Raw genomic sequence first — 19,525 nt, 5'->3', positions numbered from 1 at the left:
CCGAGCAGATTCACGCCTCGTGACCGCCCGCTGTGCCGTGGGACTGTGCCAGGCAACCCGGGGATCCGCGACCGCGAGCACCCGACAGGGTGCGGCTCGAAGTACAGGATGGTGCCAGATATCCGAGAGTCATTCTGTGGTTCAATCCTCGCCGTCGGTCAGGCGAAGCGCGTCCTTGATCCTGTCGTTGCGCAGGGGCAGGTATTCGCCCTCGACGAAACGGCCGCCTTCGAAGATCCTCATGAGCGCGGTTGTGGTCTCTTCGCTGAGCAGGGAGGAATTCGCCTCCAGCATCCGGTTGAGGGTGTCCGTGAGGTCTAGGGACGAGAGTCTCTCCAGCGCGGTCTTCAGTTCCTGCGGAGCGTCAGCGTCGTCGACGCGAGCACGAGACAGGGCTCGCATCTGATCGGCGATGAACGCCGCAGCGATCATGATCATCGCCAGTCGCCGTTGCGCTTCAACGCAGCTCATATCGGTCCGGAGGTCGTCCAGCGCGGCCGCTACCTGTTGCGAGAAGTTCGTCGCAGCGGCGCCGTCCAAGGCGGGTTGCCTCTCGCCCTCGCTCATCTCGGAGTTCCCACTCGACTTCGACGTCAGATCGTTGAACCAGCCCTTGATATATGGCGCAGACTTGACTGCTGCGATGATCCCACCGGTGGTGACTGCGATGATCCCGCCAGTGGCGACAACCCCAATGATCACGCCTTTCAGCTTGCTCCGCGCAAGCAGCTTCGCTATTTCGGCATCCGCCGACAGTAAGTCGACGCGTCCGAGACTGCGAGCAGCATCGAAAGTATTCGAGCTCAACGCGCCGAGGTTCCTGGTTGACGCCGCAATTTCGTGGCCGGCATCGACGATGGCTTTGTAGTAGTCGGACACGTCTCACATCCACTTGTGGCATTGTTGGGATCGGTCTTGCGGCTCGGCGACCCCTCGCAGCCGCGCAGAACCGTGCTGGCGTTGATTACCGTTTCGGCGGCTCGATGCCAGCTTGCTGGAGCCGCCAGCGTGCGGCTGCTCGGTGCTGCTCGCTGAACAACTGATCCCACCTCGGATTGAGGATCTCCCATTCGATAGTCAGCTCAGGCCGACCAGCCTGAACAAGCCGACCGAAGCCGGTCTGGATATCCCCGCTTACGACCAGCCGTCTCGCGGCCTCCGCTGCACCCAGGGTGGAGATCATCCCTTTCCATGCCGCTGGCCGGTAGGGCGGAGAGAGGCGAAGGCATGCCTTGATAGCGATCTTGCACACCGCCCGAAATTCGGACTCAAGAGTCGCAAACGCCTGGAGATCGTCGTCCTGGTGATTAGACACGGTAGGGCTCCGAGGATGCCAGGTTCCGCCGCGCTCTGCGGTCGAACCGCAGTATCGCCGTGACCGGAGAATGAAGCAAGAGGGGTCATGCAACGACGAACTGACATGTTGCGGATCGAGCGTGCGGGCGTGCAGAGCCTCGTCGCTATGGGTGGTCGGTTCTTGCCCAAGCTGGGGAGGATCCGGGGCAACTGTGGGATGACTACGGCAGCGAGTCGGCCGAGACCACGCGGACTATCCCGAAACGCACGGCACTGGGACGACGGAAAGCCCCGCCTTCTCACTCCATGGCGCCCAAGCAACGGGAAGGCCGGTCATTCGCTAACGCTGAGTAACTGTCTAATGGTGTTGTTTACCCCATTGTGGGCGTTGACATCGGTCGCGACGCAGCGAGCAGCGCGGCCGGTCCCGGCCGGAACCCGAGCGCCCGTGGGAGCGCCCGGATTCCGGCGGACCTGAGTCGGCCTGCTCTGTTACATCTGGGGGATCAGTGGTTGTGCCTGCGGGGCGAAGCTGTACCCGTTGTTCCAAGGGAAACGGCCGTGCTGGTCGGGCCACACCAGCTGCTGGAGGCGAATCTGATCACGGCCGTAGCGGTTGATCGCCATCGCGGGCAGCAGCTCTTCGGTGGGTGGCCCTTCAACGATGCTCGCGTCGTAGCCGGCGATCAAGTCGCTGATGCGCTTGCCGTGGGCGAACCGTTCGGCCTTGTCGTAGACCAGGCGAGCCAGGTCGTTGAGGAGGCTGTGGGCGACCTCGGGTGGCAGTCCGGCGGTGATCAGTTCGGGGTAGTCGTGAGCTTTGCCGACCTTGTCGATGTGGGTATCGAGCCTGGCCTGGGGACGTACCTCCCGAGCGTGTCCGTGATGTGGCACTTGGCATCCCAGTGCTCGGCGGAGGCGCGGGTGGCCAGCACCAACATGACGTGGGCTGAGCAAAGAGATGAACCTTGCTCCACGCTGCTTCTTCCGAGCGCCTCAGACACCGCCCGTCTGAGCTGTGGCGGAGCGTTGACAAGCAATACACTGACTGTCAGTTCATCGGCTGATGGGAGCGGCTAGTGATCAATACCTCGCTATCTGGGCGGCTAAGAAATACGCCTCTGAGCAAGGCGCATGGCCTGTTTCCTCTCTTCGAAGCTGTGGTTAATTCCATTCAGTCGATCGACAGTACCTACGGTGATGGCGTTGACAAGGGGGCAATCAGAGTCGAGATCATTCGTCAGCCGCAAGGCATCCTGGAGATGCCGTCGCTTGGTAGAGCGCCACAGGAACCGATTTCGGAGTTCCTCATACGAGATAACGGCGCAGGATTCCATTCGGCGAACATGGAATCTTTCGAGACATTGGATAGCGAGTACAAGATTCGCCAGGGATGCCGCGGCGTAGGAAGGCTTCTGTGGCTGAAGGCTTTTCGTAAGGTTGACGTCGAGAGCGCGTTCCGCGACGACGGCGGGCTTCGGTTACGGAAGTTCAGCTTTACCGCCCAGGACGGTGTGGTTACTAAAGAAGTAACCGACATCGATTCCGGTGAAACATACGCCCAAGTGCACCTCGTAGGATTTAGTAAATTATATCAGCAGAGTTCACGCAAGAAAGGCTCAACCATTGCGAGAGATCTGCTCGAGCATTGCCTTTGGTACTACGTTCGGGAGGGTGGGGCGCCAAGTGTCATTCTTGTCGACAACGGCGAAGTGATTGATCTTCAGGAATTGTTCGAAGACTACATGAGGTCTTCTTCGAAGATCGATCATATCGCCGTCGGAAACAAGAAGTTTGACCTAATTCATCTGAAGGTCAAGACAAGTGCAAAATCAACGCCGACATTAAACTGGTGTGCGGCGAATCGTGTTGTTATAGAAGAAGTTATCGCCGGCAAGATTAACGGCCTGCACGGTTCACTATCCGACACTGAGGGCGAATTTACTTATTCGGGTTATCTGACGTCTTCATTCCTAGATGAACGCGTTCGGCCCGAGAGGACCGACTTTGAAATCGAGGAGATTTCGGCGCGACTGCCCGATGAAGGGGTGCCCGTTCAGCAGCGACTCCTTGAGGATGAGCCGTCTAGGGCTGACATCAGACATGCGGTATTTAAAAGTGTAGAGGCGCATCTGCATGACAGCTTGGTGGAAGCCCGCGAGAAGGGGCGTAGTCGAGTCGACATCTTCGTCAGCGAAAAAGCCCCCCGCTACAGGCCGATTCTGCGGCACCTAGAGGAGGAAGGCAAGAGTGTCGATCCGAACATCAGCGACAAGGAGCTTGAGCTTGATCTTCATAAACGACTGACCGATTTCGAGGCGCAAGTACTCCGAGAGGGTCAAGAGGTTCTTGGGGAGGCGGTATTCGACCTAGGCAGCGATGAATATGAGACGAAGCTCAGCGAGTATCTGAGTAAAGTCGAGGACATCAAGAAGTCCGACTTGGCGGCGTATGTTTCTCGACGGAAGCTGATTCTCGATTTGCTTGCTCAAGCCATCGAGCGAGACTCAGACGGCAAGTACTGCCGAGAGGACCATATACACAACCTCCTAATGCCAATGCGCACCACTTCTGATGACGGCTCTCATCGAGCGAGCAACCTGTGGATAATTGACGAACGCTTGGCATTCCACAACTACCTGGCCTCCGATAAGCCCCTAAGTTCGATGCCTATCACTGGATCAACGTCTACCAAGGAACCAGATCTTCTGGCCTTGCAGATCTGCGACTCGCCTATCCTTGTCGGTGAGGGAGCAAGCCCGACGTGGGCATCCCTTTCTATCGTGGAAATCAAGCGCCCAATGCGCAATGACGCCGCCACTGGCGAGGACAAGGATCCAATCGAACAGTGCCTCAGCTACCTAGAGAGGGTCCGAGCAGGTGGCGTGACGACGTCGAGAGGTAGACCCATTCCCGCAGAGACAATTCCGGGCTTCTGTTACGTGATCGCCGACCTTACACCGTCGCTCAAGACTCGGTGCAAGATGCATCAACTGACCCCAACCGATGACAACTTGGGGTACTTCGGCTATCATAAACCCTTCAATGCGTACATTGAGGTGATGTCGTTCGACAGGCTAATTCGAGTCGCAAAGCAGCGAAATAGAGCTTTCTTTGATGTGATCGGGCTCCCCGTCGGTTAGCGTAAGTCGAAAATTCTGACTCCGAATCTTTCAATCGCGCTGACGTTTGCGTCGGAGCGCGCCCTGGGCCGAACGATACTGCCGGACCGCCATAGAATCGTGTACTCATTCTTGTCCCCAATGAGCGCGATCGTAGTGTCGCGGTCACCCCTGGTATGTCGTGGATCCCGGCGCACGGTGCTGCGCGGGCCGCAGCCGGTGCAGCGCCGCGGCCCGGAGTGGGACTGGTTGGCTGAGGATCGAGGCCCGCTCTGTCGGGATTCAGGCCTGGGCGAGTGCGGTGACGGCGGAGTCGGCGATCGCCGCGATGGCCTCGGTCGGGTCGGTGACGGTCAGGGTGGTGGCGTGGGTGAAGGTGTGCCCCCAGATCTGGTCCGGGTCGGACGGTTCGCCGTCGGTGGGCGGGTCGGCGGGGTGTAGCCACAGCACGGCGCAGCCGGCGCGGTGCAGGGTGGTGACGAGTTGTTGGCCGGCGGGGATGTCGTCGAGGTAGCCGTCGGAGACGACGGCGAGCATCCGCAGGGTGCGGCCGTGGCGCAGGTCGAGGAGTTGGTCGGCGACCTTGACCGCTTCCGGGAAGGTGGCGGTGGCGAGGCCGGTGCGCATGTGCAGCACCTGCCTGGGGTAGGTGCGTGGGGGCACTAGGACGGTGGTGCGGTCGCCGAACCCGATGGTGGTGGTCGTCGCTTGGGCGCGGCGTGCCGCGTTGGCGAAGATCCACGCGGCGGTGGACATCGCCTCGGTGTAGCGGCTCATCGATCCGGACAGGTCGACCAGGATCGCCAGGTGCAGGCGGGGTTTCTCGGGCGGCAGTTGGGCGCGTTGCTGCCACGGGGCGGCGGTCGGCATTTGCCCAGCGGCGGTCTGTGCTTCGGCGGTGATGGCCTGCCGGGTCTGCAGCCGGCCGGGTGGGATCGTCGAGGGGCGCCGGCCGGGTTCGGGGTGGCTGGTGCGGGCCTGCCGCAGCCGGTTGGCGAGGTTGCGGGCGGCGCGGTGTTCCTGCTCGGTCGGGTCGGTGCGGTCCCAGTCTGCTGGTGGGCTGTGCCGGTGGGCCAGCATCGATGCGGCGTACTCGGCCGGGGTGACGCCAGCGGCGACGGCGAGGTAGTCGACGAGGGCCGCGGCGAGGCGGCCGGGGAACAGGCCGACGTCCGGAACGGGGGTGTTGTACTGCTGGTCGGGGTCGATGCCGAGGACCTGACACCACCGGCGGGCCAGGCAGATCATGGTGTCAGCGTCGGTGTCGTCGCAGCCGTGGGCCTCCCGCCAGATGTCCCGCAGTTGCCGCAGGCGTTTGCGTCCGAGGACGCCGGTGACGGCGGCGCGGACGGGGCGGACGTCCTTGCTGGTGACGATGCGGGCGTCGACGCGGGCCAGCAGCAGGGCGGCGAGTTGCCCGGCGTGCCATGGGTCGTCGACGGCCGCGTCGTCGGGGTCGAGGAGGGTTGTCACGACGTGGCGCAGCCAGCGGCGGTCGCCCCGGCGGCGGGTGCGTTGGCGTCCTTCGGCCCGGGATTCCTCGAGCATGTTGGCGACGTCGGCGAGGATCGGCGGGGTGCCGGGCGGGGTGGTCCAGTGGCTGTGCGCGGCGTGCGCGGCACCGTGCACGAGCAGCCCGTAGCCGGTGGGCACGAGGCGCTTGTGCCGGGCCTTGGTCGGGTCGGTGATGTCGGGGCGCTCGGCGATGTAGGTGGCGTCGACCTCGATGCGGTTGAGGTCGGGGTAGAAGCATTCGGGCGCGTCTCCGGCGGCGCCGGGGGCGACGAGGACGGTGAGGTCGCTACGGCCGGTCAGCAGCGGGACGTGCTGGGTCCACGCCGCGGACCAGTCATGCCAGTCGCTGGCGCCGACCGGCGTCGGCGGTGCGCCCTGCTGTAGGTGGGTGCTGGGGCGTGACACGGCTTGGCTCCTTCCAGAAATCTGAGGTGGACGGCGATTAGCGCTTGCCGAGGGCGAGCGCGGTGATGGGCGTGCCGGTGTGTCGGGACAGGGCGGCGGTGACGTCGTCGCGGGCGTCCTCGGGGGCGATGCCGGCCAGGTTGGCCAGGGCGGCGGTCATGCCCAGGTGGTCGCGGACTGTGACGAAGCCGAGCAGTTCGCGCAGCTGCGGCGCCCACACGGTCTTGCCGGCGGCGAGGTCGGCGTTGAGGTCGATCGCCGCGGCTACGACTTGCTTGGGGACGCCGAGTTGGCGGGCGAGGTCCCAGTCGGTGGTGACGTGCAGGTGGACGGTGAACCGGGAGGCCAGGGCCTCGGTGAGGACCGCGCCGTGCACGCCCGGGTTGTGGCCGGCGACGATGTAGAACCCGTCGACGGCCTGCACGGTCTCGTTGCCGTTGGCGGGGATGGTGATGACCCCGCGGCCGTCCATGGCCGGGTACAGCACGGCCAGGACGCGGGGCGGGATGAGAGTGGCGTCGTCGACCAGCAGCACCCGCCCGTCACGCATGGCGGTGACCAGCGGTCCGTGGACGAATTCGTAGCCGCCGCCGGGGATCGGGTTGTAGGAGCCGAGGAAGTCGTCGACGACGGTGTCGCCGGTGCCGGCGACGGTGAGCAGGTCGGGGAACGCGGCCTCGACCATGGCGGTCTTGCCGGTGCCGGGCGGCCCGTACAGCAGCACGGGCACCTGCTGGGTGCGTAGCCGTCGTAGTTCCTCGACGTCCCAGCCCTTGCCGAGCCGCCGCGGGTGGTACAGCGTCCCGTTCGGGCGCGGCACCGGCGCGGGCCGCGCCTGCCGACCACCACCAGCACTGCCGCCCGAGCGGGTGCGGGGTGCGGCGGGTGGGAGGGTGCCGGCGGCGTCGATGCCGGCCTGGGTGATCTGGAAGCGGTGGTGCGGGTCGCGGTGGTGGGTGGCGTGCCCAGCGGCCGCCATCTTCTTCAGCGCCTCGAACACCGCCCCGGAGGACGGTGCGCCGATCGCCCGGGTGATCTCGCCGACCTTGAGGATGGTGTCGGGGTGGTCGGCCAGGTGCAGGGCGACCTTGCGGTAGAGGTAGCCGGACCGGCCGGAACCCGCCTCGGTGGCGGGAGTGCCGGCGCCGCTGGCCGGGGCCGGGTCGTTCTGCGGTGAACCGGCCGGCGGGTGTGGTGTGGTCATGGGGTTTCCTCGATTCCAAGGGTCGGGCCCGCGCACCCGTCTCCGGGTGCACGGGGCGGTGGGTACCGCACAGCGGAGACGGGTGGGGCCAGCCCTTGCCGGCCCGTTTCGGGCCGGGCAGGTGGGCGACCACACCCCGGTGGTGCTGAAGGGTTACGGCGACGCGCAGGGTCGCCGCTGGTGCGTGCTGGTCGGTGTCGAGGCCGCGGGCGGTGTCGGCGCCGACGATGGAACGCCCTCCGGATCAATCGATCAAGTCGAATTGGTGCGCGGGTTCGGGATTGCTGGAGTGCCGGCTGACTACGCAGGCACGTCGAGGGTCGGGAGCGATGCCGGTGGCCCGGTTGTGGTCAGTCGGCGCAGCCCCGTTCGCAGCCCTGCGGGTCGCACTGCTGTCCCTCGGCCATCCGGGCCAGGGCCAGCCTGTCGTCGCCGTCGAGGTCGTCGAGGAACGGCCAGCCGAACCCGTCGGCGAACGCCTTGACCTTGGACGCCCCGTACATCGGGTAACCGGCGTGGTCCATCGCCGCCACGATGTCGTCGCGGCTGAGGAGCCAGGCGAGTTCGCTGAGCTTGTCCACCGACCGGCTCGCGGAGTTGCCGCGGTGGTGGATGATCTTCCCGATAGCGAATCGCAGGTAGTCCCGGGCGTAGGTCTCGTGGTCGACCCGCTGGGTCCACTCGCCTGGGTGTCGGGGGGCGATGACCTGGCGGGCGTGGTCGAGGTCGAGTGCCTCCACGAGCACCTCCTCGCGGAAGCCGAAGATGTCCCCGCGGTCGGCCCGCAGAGCCCAGACCCGGATGACGATCTCCTCTTGGGTACGAATGGTCACTTGTTTCCTTCCTGGTGGTCTTGCCTGTCGTGGGGCGTGTCGGATGCCGCCGCCGAATTCGGCTCAGCCTCGACAGGCGCGGCGGGGTCTGGTTGGGGGTCCGGCCAATGCCTGGTCGGGGTCGGGCAGGTCGCCGACGATCCGGTCGCAGTCGTACGGGTCGACGGCCTCCCAGCACCAGCTGCGGCCCATCACCACGTACCGGCCGTCGGCGTCGGGGGTGATGCGTTCGATGGCTTCCGGGTCGTCGGACAGGGCGCGCTGGTCGGCGACGATGACGTCGCCGTCGAAGTGCAGGTCGGCCAGTTCCGCGTCGACCCGCCGGTCCAGGTCGTCGGCTGGTACTCCCTGCTGACGCAGGCGGTGGCGGTACTGGTCGCGGTGGCTCTGCTGGTCGGCGACGATCGCCTCGGCCACCGGGCGGGTGCAGGAGAACACCGCCCACCCGTTCCAGTGGTCGATCAGGGCGCCGACGAACCCGACCTCGATCCGGTCGTCGCCGTCGGGGCCGGTGGTGCGCGCCCAGTCGCCGGAGAACACACCGACGTCGCCGATACGGACCCGGTCGGGGTGCAGGTGGGACACGTCGCGGCCGGTGGGGCTGGCCGCGAGGTGACACAGTTCAGCGACGCGGTCGGTGACGGCGGTGTCGTAGGCGTCGCGGTAGACGGCCATCGCCTCGTCGCGCTGCTGGAGGCGCAGCCCGAACCAGCCCGTGGTGTCGCCGGTGGCGTCGGCGAACAGCTCCCACCCGGCGATGTCGACCGACTCTCCAGCCGAGGAGAAGTGGGGCAGGGCGTCGAGGACGGCGGGATCGCCGTCCTCGACGCCGGCCAGGATCCGGCGCGCGGCCAGGCGGGTGTCGCCGCCGACGCGGGCGCCAATGATGTCCTGCGCCCACCACTCGGCGGCGGTGCGTCCAGCCTCGGTGCCGGCGGCGCGCATCCGCTGCAGCGCGGCGGCCCATCCGGTGGCCTCGCCGACCAGGCCGCCAGTGCGAGGCGGGGTGGCGGTGACCGGTGCGATGCGGTCGCCGGCGTCGAGGCACATCGACAGTGTCGAGCCGCTGTCCCAGGTGACCTCGACGATGTTGTGCCGCTGGTCGTGGCGGCGGACGGTGCCGGTGTCTCCGGGGCGCAGCAGGGTGTGCGGGTCGCTGGTGTGGACCAGGGCGATGCGCTGGCCGGTCTCGTAGCTGGTCATGGTGGTCTCCGATCGGTCGTCGGGGTCGGTGGAAGGGCGGCCGTCATCGGCGGCCGGCACGGGCATGTGGTCGGTGTTCACCTGGCGCTGCCCGTCCCGTCACCGGTGGCGGGCTGCTGCGACGGCCAGGGCTTGCGGGTGACGTGATCGCCGAACATCGGGTCGGTGGCGACCGAGGAGCCGCAGCGGGTGCAGCTGGTGGCGGTGTCGTAGCCGTAGCCGGCCATGGACGGCACCTCGACGTGGTCGATCTCGTCGACCGCGCCGCAGACGGTGCACACCGTCATCTCCGGGCCACCCCCGTCGAGGGCGGGTGCGGTGACGAACAGGTCCTCGACCGGGTCGAGGTGGTGCGCGCTGTGCCGCAGCCAGCGGTCGTGGACCGTCGCCTCGTACACCACCAGCCGCCGCTGGTCGAGGTGCAGCAGATACAGCCACTCGACGAACCCGTCGAGGTTCTCCCGCAGCGAGCCCTGCCGGATCGTGTCGTCCTCGGTGACGACCGGGTAGCCCAGCCCGGGCACGGGCGGCTGCCGGTCCCAGCGCCGGGGCTTGGGGTTGATGGCAAGGGACCACCAGTTGCGGGCCAGCAGCGCGGCGGCCATGGCGTCGGTGTCACGGCCGAACGTTTCGGTCCAGATCCGGCGCAGCAGCGGCACCAGAACCTCCGGACCCTCGCCGAACTGGATCAGGCGGGCGGTGTACCTGCCGCGGAACGCGGCAACGCCGATCAGCGTGGGTGTGCTCACGTGCCTTTCCTCCTCAGGGATGTGTGGATGGGGGTTGCGGCGGTCGTCCCGGGCGGGACGGCAGCCGAGCTTGGGTGCCATGGATCCGCCGGCATCGCCTCTAGGGCCTTGTGCCGAGCGGGGCGTTCTGAGCGGCCATGAAGGGCACCGGGTCGATCGCGCCGTTCGGGCTGGCATTGCCGTTGTGGTGCACCTCGTAGTGCAGGTGCGGGCCGGAGCTGTGGCCGGTGGAGCCGACGACGCCGATGGGCTGGCCGGCGGCGACCGGCTGCCCGACCGTCACAATCGGGGGTTGGTCCATGTGGCAGTAGCGGGTGAGCAGCCCACCGGCGTGGTCCATGTCGACGTACCAGCCGCAGCCGCGCGTTAGCTCGGGGTCGCCGTCGCGGTCGCAGCCCCATTCAGCGCCGGTGTCGGCGTGGACGGCGTTGCAGCGGACGGTGCGGACGGTCCCGGCGGACGCCGCGCGGATGACGGTGCCGCGCGGGGCGCTGAGGTCGACGCCGTCGTGGCCGGGCCGCTCCGAGCTTCGGAACCCCGACCCGACAGGGGCGAGGAGCGGCTGCGTCCACGGGCCGCTGGCCCCGCACTCGGCCAGCCCGTCGGTGGGCAGGCCGGTGGTGTCGGCGATCGCGGTGACCAGCTGGGTGGCCGGTCCTTCCCATTTCGCGTAGGCGTCGGGGAAGGCGCTGACCTGCACGGCTTGGGCGGCCTCGGTCAGCGGCATCGCCTGCCAGCCGTCGATGGCCTGCAGCCTCTGGTAGAACTTCGTCGCCGCGTACTGGGGATCGTGCAACTGTTCGGGGGTGCCCCAGCCTTGGGAGGGTCGCTGTTGGAAAAGGCCGACCGAGTCGCGGTCCCCACCCGGGGTGTTGATCAGGGAGGATTCCTGCATCGCGGTGGCCACGGCGATGACCCAGCCGCGGGGCGGGACGCCGAGGCGCATACCGACGGCGGTGATGGTGGCGGCGTTGCCCACCTGCTCGGCGTTCCAGTCACCGATCGGAGCGATCCCGTCCGGAGCGGGGCTGAGCGCTGCCGACGACGTGGTGGCCGTGACGCTGGCGGTCATGCCGCAGGCACCGGCGCCGCCGCTGAAGATCAGGGTGGTGGCCAGTCCGGAGCACAGCAACAGGACGCCGGCGACCGCGATGGCGATCCAGGACAGCACGCGGATGGTCATGACTGGTCACTCCTTCAAGGCAGGGAGGCGGGCGGGTGTGGCGCGGGGAGGGCGAAGGCCGCGCGGGCCTGGAGAGGCGTCGCGCGGCCTTCGGGCGGGTACGGGAGTCAGCGGGCGAGGACGGCGACTTTCTCGCCGTGCAGCAGGGGCGCCCCGTCGGGGCCTTTGATGTGTGCGTTGATCCAGATGCGGTACGGGTGGCCGTCGTGGTCGATGAGGCGTCGCCAGTGGCCGTGGACGACGAACCGCACCCGGTAGTGCCACTTGGGTTCGCCGTCGGTCGGTTCGGCGAGGGGGCTGGTGCGGCGCAGCATGACCACGCGGGTGTCGTGGCGGATGCTGGCGCGCACGGCGCGGCGGCGGGCGGCGCGGTCCAGGGGGGCGGCGGCGACGGTGGCGAGGGGTTGGGCCTGGATACGCCAGAAGGCGTAGGCGACGGCGGCGCAGGCCCGCATCGGGGTGTTGGTCTCGTCGATGCAGAACCGGCCGTCGGGTGCCGGTTCCCAGCCGCGGTCGTCCCCGTCGAGGACCGGCAGGTCGGGGCGGGGGTCGACGGGCTGACCGATGGGGATCTCGGTGAAGTCGGTCAGCACGTAGGGGCCGAACTGGCGGGCGAGGTCGGGCCGGAAAGCGAGCTGCTGTCGGCGGCGGACGGCCGCCGGGTCGTGCGGGTCGCGGTGGTCGGCCCAGCCAGCGATGGCCCAGAAGGACCGGCCGCTGCTGGTGTTGGTGGTGCGGGCCCAGGTGATCGCCCCGATGGAGGACACCTTGCCGCTGAGGCTGCGGTGGTAGATCGGTTCGGGGAGGAACAGCACCCCGCCGTCGTCGGGGGCGATGTCGGCGGGGAGCACCTCGCTGGTCAGGTCGAGGGCCGTCGCGGCGGCGGCGATGATCGCGGTCATCGCGGGGGCGATGACGTACGGCTCGCCGAATCGCCACGGGTTGGCGGTGATGGCGCGGACCGCGTCGAGGACCTTTGCCATGCCCGCTGGGCTGGGGCTGGGGTGGTTGGCGAGGCGGCTGCCGAAGAACGCCTGCAGGTACTGCGCCGCGAGCGGGCTGCGGTGGTAGTCGACCATGCGGGTGCGCAGGTCGACGGCGGTGCGGGCGTAGCCGGCGAGTGTGTCGTTCGGTAGGAAGTTCACTGTTTGCCTCCAGGTGCATGCTCAGGCGGCCAGTGCCGCCACGGGTGGACGCCGGTGGAGCCGGGATTCCGGCGGCACCGCGCCCGGTGCGTGCGCGGGCCGCATCAGGGGTGCCGGCGGGTGGGTGGGGGTGAACCAGCCGGTGAAGCGGCGCGGCGCGGCGGGAACGGGGGCACGTCCGCGTGCGCCTCCGACCGGGCGCGGCGACGGCGGCGGGGCGAGGGTGGTGGTGGCGCTTCGGGCGTGTTGTTGGGCGCGCTGGGCGGTGCGCAGCGCCCAGCAGGGGCTGTGCTGCCCGCGGCACTGCAGGTTCGTGCAGGCGCCGTCGGATCCGGGCTGGTGGGCGGCGGCGACGTAGACCGCGAGCGCCCACAGAAGCCTGTCGGTGACGTCGTCCGGTACTGCGGTGCGGTCGCTGGGACGCCGGCTGCGGTCCTCGGGGTGTGCGGGGTGTGCCATGGCGGGTGGCCCTTCGGTCGGCGGATCGCGGGCATGCGCGGTCGCCGCCCAACTCGCGTCGGGGCCCTTGGGGATGCTGATGTCCGGACGACGGACGACGACCAGCCCTGATCGACGCTCATCTTTCAAAGAAGGTCAAGTCCTGTTGGGCGGGCAGGACGGGACCGCCCAACACAGCGGCTCTGCCCGTCAGAGGAAGCTGGCTTTAATGCCGGATTGTGTCTTGCATGCCCGGGTGAGGCCGCGCCGAGACTTGGCGGGGTTGTGGATGCCTGGTGCCCGGCAGATCAGAATTGGTGGTCGGAGTCGGCCCATAGGGAGGCGATCAGCGGTGTAAGTCCGCGGACACCTCGGTCATGCGCTGTTCGTAGACCGACACCTAGTTCGGAGTAGCCAACCGTGCGCCAGCGGTGGTTGTGTCGGCCGTTCGGGAACAGCGTGCTGACTGGTCTGGAGAACGGATCCAGCAGCACGAAGTCGTGGACTTGGCCAGCCTGGATTCCCCACAGCCAGCCGGGCGGATCGGGTTCATTAGCATCCTCAACGGCAACGTCCGTTTGAGGCAGCCACTCACCTCGCGCCGACAGGCACCAGTTAGATGGCGAGTAGAACCGCTTCGCCTCGATCACTATTGCCGCGCGTTCGAGTCCGCCGAAGCCGAGTACGAGATCCATGACGGGCTTCGGGGCACTGTGCAGCGTGAGCGGTCCCCGATCTCTCAATGTTTTCGAGGGTGTTTCTGCGAGTAGTAGGTCCGTGATGACGTCGCAGGTGTCCGGGTCGAGGAGTGCGGCGAGCAGAATAGCTGTGAAGGACTCCTCATGGAGCCAGCCCTCCATCTCCCGGATGCCGCGATCGGCCAGCCATACGCGATGGAGACTCCGGGCAGTGATCGCCACGCCCGTCTGCTGTGGTGTCCGGGGTGAACGTGCCATGGGCTATCACCTTTCTGGTACCTCGCACGGCAGACCTCTGCTCGGGCCAGGGGTGGCCAGCGGATCCTCAGAGTCAGCGTCTGTCGAACCGGCTCCGGCCGACGCATTGGTCAACTATTACTGGTAGTTGCTGTGGTGTGGGCTTGCTGGTCAGGTGGTCTGCGCGGGGTCGCGACGTAGGCGGGTGGGGTGGGCCTCGCGCGCGTCGACGGGCGCGAGGCCCACTTGGTGTGTCCGTGAGCGGTCAGCGGCGGCGCAGGTCCCGCAGGCGGGTACCCGGCGGCGGTCCGGTGTGGCCGGTGGTGGCGGTGGCTCCATGGACCCCGGCCCCGGTTTGTTTGGCCTGGTACATGGCGATGTCGGCCTGGTGCAGCAGGGTGCGCGGGCCGACGCCGAGGGCTGCGCTGGTGTGCCCGACGCTGGCGCGCACGGCCACCGCGTGCGTGCCGAGGTCGACGGGGTGACGGCCGACCGCCCGCCAGGCGGCGCGGGCGGTGGCGGCGACGTCGTCGGGGCCGCCGGCGACCAGCAGGGCGAACTCGTCGCCCGACAACCGCGCGGCGAGCCGCACCGGCCCACGTATGGTGGCCAGCCGCCGACCGACCTCGGTGAGGACGTCGTTGCCGACCTCGTGGCCGAAGGTGTCGTTGACGGCTTTGAAGCCGTCGAGGTCGAGCAGGACGAGCCCGAACGGGGCATCTGCGCGTGTGGCGCTGGTGAGGGCAGCGAGCAGGGCCCGCCGGTTGGGCAGGCCGGTGGTGTCGTCGTGGTCGGCGGCGTAGCGGGCGCGGGTCAGCGCCTGCTGCTGGCGCCACAGCAGCGCTGCGGCGAGGGCGAGACCGGCGAGGATTCCCCCGACGGCGGTGACGATCGAGGTCACGATGGGAGACACTTCGAGAGCTCCTTGTGAGTGAAGGAGCACCGGGGGCGGGCGTGGTTCCGGGAAGTTCGACGCCCGCCCCCGGGCTACCGGCTGGCGGGGTCGTTCAGGCGGTGGCGTCGGCGAGGGCGAAGGTGGCGGGCTTCTCGGCGGCCAGGACCGCCCGCCCGGTCTCGACGAGCTTCACGGCGGCGTTGTGGACCGCGCCCGCGCTGGCCTTCTTCGCGCCGGATCCCTCGTTGGCCCGGTCGACCAGCTTGCACAGCTCGCTGACCTTGTACTGCTGGCCGGGGTTGGCCTCGAGGATGTCGAGGATCGCGCCGCGCAGGGTGCCCGACGCCCGCCGGGTAGGGGCCTGTGCCGCCTCGCCCGCAGCCTCCGTGGCCGGCGGTGCAGCGGGTGCTTCCGCAGCGGGTTCGCCCGTGGTGCTGTCGGTGGTCGTGCCGGCAGGGGGACTGTCCGGTGTGGCCGGTTTGGCGTCCGCTTCGTTCGCTGCGGGCGTCGGTCCGGTGGCCGGGTCGGTGTCGTCGGTCGTGACCGGCACCTCGGGTTCGGCAGTCGAGCGGCCGCTGTCGTCGCCGTCGTGGGTTTCGGTGTCCTCGGCTTCAGCGGCCGCATCGGGTACCGCCTCGGCATCACCATGAGCCGGCGATGCCGACTCCTGGACGGCGTCCGGCTGTCCATCGGTGGGAACCTCGGCGGCTGGCCGCTGGTCGCGGTCCTGCCCGGCAGCCTCTCCGGCTTCCTTCGCGTCGTCGCCGCGCGGTCCGTGTTCTGCGGCGGTGCCGGGTGTGTCGGTGTCGCGGGTGGCGGGCTCCGGTGCGGGCTGGCCGTGACCGCCGCCCTGTTCGGCGTGGGTGCGGCCGGTGTCGGTCAGCCGCCACAGGCTGCGTCCGGTGTCGCTTCGGGTGGGCTCGGCCAGTCCCGCGGTTTCCAGGGTGCGCAGTTTCGGGGTGGTGGTCGAGTAGCCGAGGCCGGCTTCGGTGGCGATGGTGGCGGCGGTGGCCTCGCCGAGGCGGTGCAGCGCGGCGAGGACCTTCGCGACGCTGGGTGCCAGTGGCGCTGGTGCGGCCGTATCGGTGGTCGTGTTGGTTGGGGTGCTGGTCATGGGCGCGTGGCCCCCTTTCTCCTGCCGTCGGCAGGGGTTGGTGAGTGAGGCGTGTGCACTGATGCACGCTTCGGTTCGGGTATTGATCAAGTCGTCTGCCCGGAGTGCGGGACTGCGGCGACGCGCACGGGTGCGCCGCCCGGTGATCGCTCGCTGGGCGGCAGGTTGGTGACAGGGGGTCAGTGCGCGGCGTGGTAGGCGTCGCGCACCGCGGCGGGGATGACGCCCCCGGTTCGTGGCCGGGGCAGGTTCAGCTCCTGCCAGTTCGCGGTCCACCACCAGGTGCGGATCTCCTGGCTCTGGGTGCGGCCAGTCGCGGTGCCGCGCTGCCGCCGTGGTGCCCGGGGCTGTTTCGGCAGGCGCCGTCCGGCCGAGATGAACGGGCCGAACGCCGCGGCCATCCGGTCGAAGTTGCCGGCGGACAGGTCGATCTCGTAGGTGACGCCGTTGAAGGCGAACTGGTAGGTGGCGACGTCGTCGGTGGAGCCGTCGAGGTCGTCGACGAGGATCGCGGTGGTCTTGGTGGCCACGAGGGGGCCACCTCCTTTCCTCAGGGGTGGGTTACTGGGCGGGTTGTTAGGTGCCGAGGCCGAGCTGGTGGCCGATGACGGGCCCGCGGTGCACGGCGGCGACGGCGGCGGGCAGGTGTCGGCGTTGCCAGCCGTGCAGGGCGGCGGTGAGGTCGGCGGCGTACTTGCGGTGCTGGGTGAGGGCGGCGGTGAGGCCGGCGGCTTGTTCGATGCCGTTGTTGGCGCCGCGGGCGGTGTGGGGGCGGACGGGGGCGAGGGCGTCGCCGAGCAGGACGGCGCCGGCGCCGACGGGCCAGACCATGCGGTCCGGTGGGGTGATGTCGAGGACCGGTACCGCCATGCGGGTGGTGGTGGTGTGGACGACGGCGGCGTGGTCGGCCGGGAGGAGCAGGTCGGCGTGGGTGTCGACGTGGGTGCGGGCGGCGGGGCTGACGTGCCGGGGCAGGGCGAAGACCCGGCGGGTGGGGTCGGCGCCGAACCGCTGCGCGTACTCGGTGCTGGTGCAGTTGAGGTAGAAGGTCCAGTCGCAGCCGCCGGGTACCGGGGCGAGGTTGAACTGCACGCCGGGGCAGGGCTGCAGCCGCAGGAAGTCCCGCAGGCCGGGCTGGGGGGTGATGTCGGCGATGCCGCGGTGGGCGACGTAGCCGGCGTAGCGCAGCCTCCGGTCGGGATCCAGCAGCCGGCGGCCGGTGGAGGACCGGCCGTCGGCGAACACGACCAGGTCGGCGGGTGTGGTGTGGTCGTCGCGGAACCGCAGCACCGGTTGGCCGGCCTGCTCGGTCAGGGCGGCGACCTTCATGCCGGTGTGCAGGACGCCGGCGGGTAGGCGGCGGGTCAGCGCCTGGTGCAGCAGCGTCCAGGTGGTGTTCCGCCCAGGGTAGGTGCGTCGGATGGTCTCGGCCGGCTGGCGGTCGCGGACGGTCATCTGGACGATGGCCTCGGAGCCGTGGGCGACGATCTCGTGCTGCGGGATGTCGAGGCGGTCGAGCACGTCGAGGGCGGGGTGTTCCAGGCCGATGAGGCCGCCGCCCAGGGGCGCGGACGCCGGCGCTGCCTCAAAGACGGTGACGTCGTCGAATCCGGCGTGCAGCAATAGCAGCGCGGTGACGGGGCCGGTGATACTGCCGCCGATGACGGCGATGGTGGGCTGCCGGCCGGAGACCGGCCTGGTGCTGGATGTCATGAGTGGGGTTCCCTTCTGGAGGGGTGGGAACCCGGGCACGGCCGTGCCCGGGTGTGCGCGAGTGCGCGGGTGGCCGGGCATCGGCCAGGTGGTGCCAGTGAGAAGGCGGGTCAGCGGCGGTGGGCCGCGGACGCGCTGATCAGCCGCCGTGGTGCGGCGGGCGGATGGAGGAAGGCGCGGCGCCGGACTGCGTCCGCTGGTGCGCGAGGTGCGACCGGGCGGGCAGGGCGGCGCGGGAAGGTGTGGCCTTGGCGGGTTACCGGCCGGGCGTGGTGAACGGCGGCGGCACGGGAAGGATCCGCCGCGCCCGCTGCAGCACTTCGTCGGCGACCGGGATCAGCGGCGCCGCGTCCGGTGAAGCGGTCGGGGTCGTGCGGTGCCGCCCGCCACCGGGGCTGCTCGCGATGATCGTCCAGGTGAACAGCGGGGTGAGAACCTCGGCGACCGCCGTGCTCTGCTTGGCGTAGCTGTCGCGGTAGACCCGCACCCGCAGGACGTACCCGTCGGTGTGGTGCACCCGGGTCAGCTCGTAGGTGCCGTGGCCGCCCTGGTGGAACACCTCGTCGACGATCACCGCGACCGGTCCGTCCGCTCGGTGGCGCGGGTGGTCGCCTCGGAGGCGACGAGGGTCCAGGGCCAGTGGTAGGCGCCGATGGCGTAGCAGCGGTTGGCGTCCGGGACGACCCGGTCGTCCTCGACCCAGCGGCTGCCCAGGCCGTCGTCGTCCTCCCACTCGACGGCGACCTCGTCGCCGTCGAACCGCAGTCGGGGGTGCTCGCCGGGCATGTCGGCGGGGTAGAGGGCGTCGAGGTGGGCGGCCATGCGCTGCACCGCGAACAAGGGGAAGCGGCACAGCACCCCGGCGCGGGAGAGGGTGGTGTAGCCGGTGGCGACCATGGCGCGGTAGGTGCCGCCGGCGACCACGTCGCAGGTCACGGTCGCCGGGGTCCAGGTGGCAAGCGGCGGGGTGATGTCGCCGCGGTGGCGGGAGATGCGGTAGCGGTCGTTGGTGGCCTCGCTCGCCGGGTCCGGGTGCAGCCCGAACCAGTGCATCCCGTGGCGGCGGGCGTAGCGGAGCAGGTCGAGCAGGTCCCGCCGGCCGTCGAGGTGGCCGGTGTGCAGGGGCAGGAATCCGTGCCTGTCGTCGGCGTGGAGGACCGGGTTGCCGGTGGCGCCGGTGGCGGTGTGGGTCCAGGTTTCGGCGAGGACGCGGTGGTCGGCGCCGTCGGCGTCGTACCAGCGGGGGACGCCGTTGGAGGACAACCAGTCACCGTCGGTGTCGTGGGACCAGATGAGCGCGGCCTGGTCCGGGACGCCGGCCCGGTACTGCTGCCGAGTCCTGAGGTGCGCGCTGGTGGCGGCGGCGTGTTCGGCGAGGGGCAGGACGTCGTCGATGCGGAACCACAGTCGGTCGGACATAGCGGGGAAACCTCCTGATCATGGAAGAGGGAAAGGTCGGCCGCTTTGCTGGCCGGGCTTGCTGGGTGCCCCAGCCCGGGGCGCCAGGCGGTGCCGCACGGGGCCGGCAGCGGGTCCACGCCAGCGCTGCTCTGGCCCGGGGGTACGGCGCGTGACCCGCAGAAGCGGGTCGGATGTACTCCCGGGCGGGCGGGCGTGGTTCAGGTGGCGGTGGACGTGGCGTGGCGGCAGTGGCCGCACTCGTCGCGGCCGGGTCTGCGTCGCAGGGCCAGGGGAAGCTCAGGGGCGTGGCTGCAGAGCTCGCGTCTGCTGCCGGGGGCCGGCACTGTGGGGGTGGATTTGGGTGGAGCCGGTCG

The 19,525-nt window shown here is 69.0% G+C and carries 18 protein-coding genes; 1 reads left to right on the top strand and 17 read right to left on the bottom strand.

Annotated features, from left to right (window positions below):
- Nucleotides 1-141 precede the first annotated feature (141 nt).
- Entirely contained in the window at nt 142-879 is a 738-nt protein-coding gene (locus ABGB10_RS26655) for a hypothetical protein (protein ID WP_347663713.1), read from the bottom strand.
- 909 nt (nt 880-1,788) lie between these two features.
- A complete protein-coding gene (locus ABGB10_RS26650; RefSeq protein WP_347663712.1) occupies nt 1,789-2,190 on the bottom strand; it encodes a DUF4262 domain-containing protein in 402 nt (133 codons plus the stop codon).
- Nucleotides 2,191-2,375: 185 nt separating this feature from the next.
- On the opposite strand from ABGB10_RS26650, the gene ABGB10_RS26645 reads away from it, so the two are divergent.
- Nucleotides 2,376-4,439, top strand: a complete 2,064-nt coding sequence (locus ABGB10_RS26645) for an ATP-binding protein (protein WP_347663711.1) — start codon at nt 2,376-2,378, stop codon at nt 4,437-4,439.
- 261 nt (nt 4,440-4,700) lie between these two features.
- Here the strand turns inward: ABGB10_RS26645 and ABGB10_RS26640 are convergent, their stop codons facing one another.
- The 15 genes from ABGB10_RS26640 to ABGB10_RS26570 all read right to left on the bottom strand — a co-directional run bounded on the left by ABGB10_RS26640 (nt 4,701) and on the right by ABGB10_RS26570 (nt 19,169).
- Nucleotides 4,701-6,338 carry a VWA domain-containing protein gene (locus ABGB10_RS26640; protein ID WP_347663710.1) on the bottom strand — a complete coding sequence of 546 codons (1,638 nt, stop codon included), beginning with the start codon at nt 6,336-6,338 and terminating at the stop codon, nt 4,701-4,703.
- A gap of 37 nt (nt 6,339-6,375) precedes the next feature.
- Nucleotides 6,376-7,542: an AAA family ATPase gene (locus tag ABGB10_RS26635; protein WP_347663708.1), complete on the bottom strand. Its 1,167-nt coding sequence runs from the start codon at nt 7,540-7,542 to the stop codon at nt 6,376-6,378.
- A gap of 350 nt (nt 7,543-7,892) precedes the next feature.
- Nucleotides 7,893-8,375 (bottom strand): hypothetical protein, encoded by a 483-nt coding sequence (locus ABGB10_RS26630; protein ID WP_347663707.1) that lies wholly within the window; start codon nt 8,373-8,375, stop codon nt 7,893-7,895.
- A gap of 63 nt (nt 8,376-8,438) precedes the next feature.
- Nucleotides 8,439-9,578, bottom strand: a complete 1,140-nt coding sequence (locus ABGB10_RS26625) for a DUF4314 domain-containing protein (protein WP_347663705.1) — start codon at nt 9,576-9,578, stop codon at nt 8,439-8,441.
- Nucleotides 9,579-9,655: 77 nt separating this feature from the next.
- Nucleotides 9,656-10,327, bottom strand: a complete 672-nt coding sequence (locus tag ABGB10_RS26620) for a hypothetical protein (protein WP_347663704.1) — start codon at nt 10,325-10,327, stop codon at nt 9,656-9,658.
- A gap of 100 nt (nt 10,328-10,427) precedes the next feature.
- Nucleotides 10,428-11,510 carry a peptidoglycan DD-metalloendopeptidase family protein gene (locus tag ABGB10_RS26615; protein ID WP_347663703.1) on the bottom strand — a complete coding sequence of 361 codons (1,083 nt, stop codon included), beginning with the start codon at nt 11,508-11,510 and terminating at the stop codon, nt 10,428-10,430.
- 107 nt (nt 11,511-11,617) lie between these two features.
- Nucleotides 11,618-12,655, bottom strand: a complete 1,038-nt coding sequence (locus ABGB10_RS26610) for a hypothetical protein (RefSeq protein WP_347663702.1) — start codon at nt 12,653-12,655, stop codon at nt 11,618-11,620.
- A gap of 21 nt (nt 12,656-12,676) precedes the next feature.
- Nucleotides 12,677-13,114, bottom strand: coding sequence for a hypothetical protein (locus tag ABGB10_RS26605; RefSeq protein ID WP_347663701.1), 438 nt, complete (start codon nt 13,112-13,114; stop codon nt 12,677-12,679).
- 287 nt (nt 13,115-13,401) lie between these two features.
- Nucleotides 13,402-14,049: a hypothetical protein gene (locus ABGB10_RS26600; RefSeq protein WP_139131522.1), complete on the bottom strand. Its 648-nt coding sequence runs from the start codon at nt 14,047-14,049 to the stop codon at nt 13,402-13,404.
- Nucleotides 14,050-14,293: 244 nt separating this feature from the next.
- The gene (locus ABGB10_RS26595) at nt 14,294-14,941 is read right to left on the bottom strand and encodes a GGDEF domain-containing protein (RefSeq protein ID WP_347663700.1); all 648 of its coding nucleotides are present in this window, start codon (nt 14,939-14,941) and stop codon (nt 14,294-14,296) included.
- A gap of 94 nt (nt 14,942-15,035) precedes the next feature.
- A complete protein-coding gene (locus tag ABGB10_RS26590; RefSeq protein WP_347663699.1) occupies nt 15,036-16,037 on the bottom strand; it encodes a MarR family transcriptional regulator in 1,002 nt (333 codons plus the stop codon).
- Nucleotides 16,038-16,216: 179 nt separating this feature from the next.
- Nucleotides 16,217-16,567, bottom strand: coding sequence for an Lsr2 family protein (locus tag ABGB10_RS26585; protein WP_347663698.1), 351 nt, complete (start codon nt 16,565-16,567; stop codon nt 16,217-16,219).
- Between the two features lie 46 nt (nt 16,568-16,613).
- Nucleotides 16,614-17,750: an FAD-dependent monooxygenase gene (locus tag ABGB10_RS26580; RefSeq protein WP_347663697.1), complete on the bottom strand. Its 1,137-nt coding sequence runs from the start codon at nt 17,748-17,750 to the stop codon at nt 16,614-16,616.
- A 256-nt stretch (nt 17,751-18,006) separates the two neighbouring features.
- Nucleotides 18,007-18,324, bottom strand: coding sequence for a hypothetical protein (locus ABGB10_RS26575; protein WP_347663696.1), 318 nt, complete (start codon nt 18,322-18,324; stop codon nt 18,007-18,009).
- Entirely contained in the window at nt 18,321-19,169 is an 849-nt protein-coding gene (locus ABGB10_RS26570) for a hypothetical protein (RefSeq protein ID WP_347663695.1), read from the bottom strand. Before ABGB10_RS26570 ends, ABGB10_RS26575 begins: the two co-directional genes overlap by 4 nt.
- Nucleotides 19,170-19,525 lie beyond the last annotated feature (356 nt).

The organism is Micromonospora sp. B9E7, from assembly GCF_039871815.1.
In the GTDB taxonomy this organism is placed as follows: Bacteria; Actinomycetota; Actinomycetes; order Mycobacteriales; family Micromonosporaceae; genus Micromonospora.
Note: the sequence above shows the minus strand (reverse complement) of the source record. Positions and strands in the feature narration are given on the sequence as shown.

Excerpts from the sequence above, each read along its gene's own strand:
- ABGB10_RS26635 (WP_347663708.1), bottom strand. The coding sequence starts at position 7,542 with ATGACCACACCACACCCGCCGGCCGGTTCACCGCAGAACGACCCGGCC.
- ABGB10_RS26625 (WP_347663705.1), bottom strand. The coding sequence starts at position 9,578 with ATGACCAGCTACGAGACCGGCCAGCGCATCGCCCTGGTCCACACCAGC.
- ABGB10_RS26615 (WP_347663703.1), bottom strand. The coding sequence starts at position 11,510 with ATGACCATCCGCGTGCTGTCCTGGATCGCCATCGCGGTCGCCGGCGTC.
- ABGB10_RS26605 (WP_347663701.1), bottom strand. The coding sequence starts at position 13,114 with ATGGCACACCCCGCACACCCCGAGGACCGCAGCCGGCGTCCCAGCGAC.
- ABGB10_RS26600 (WP_139131522.1), bottom strand. The coding sequence starts at position 14,049 with ATGGCACGTTCACCCCGGACACCACAGCAGACGGGCGTGGCGATCACT.
- ABGB10_RS26590 (WP_347663699.1), bottom strand. The coding sequence starts at position 16,037 with ATGACCAGCACCCCAACCAACACGACCACCGATACGGCCGCACCAGCG.
- ABGB10_RS26580 (WP_347663697.1), bottom strand. The coding sequence starts at position 17,750 with ATGACATCCAGCACCAGGCCGGTCTCCGGCCGGCAGCCCACCATCGCC.
- ABGB10_RS26570 (WP_347663695.1), bottom strand. The coding sequence starts at position 19,169 with ATGTCCGACCGACTGTGGTTCCGCATCGACGACGTCCTGCCCCTCGCC.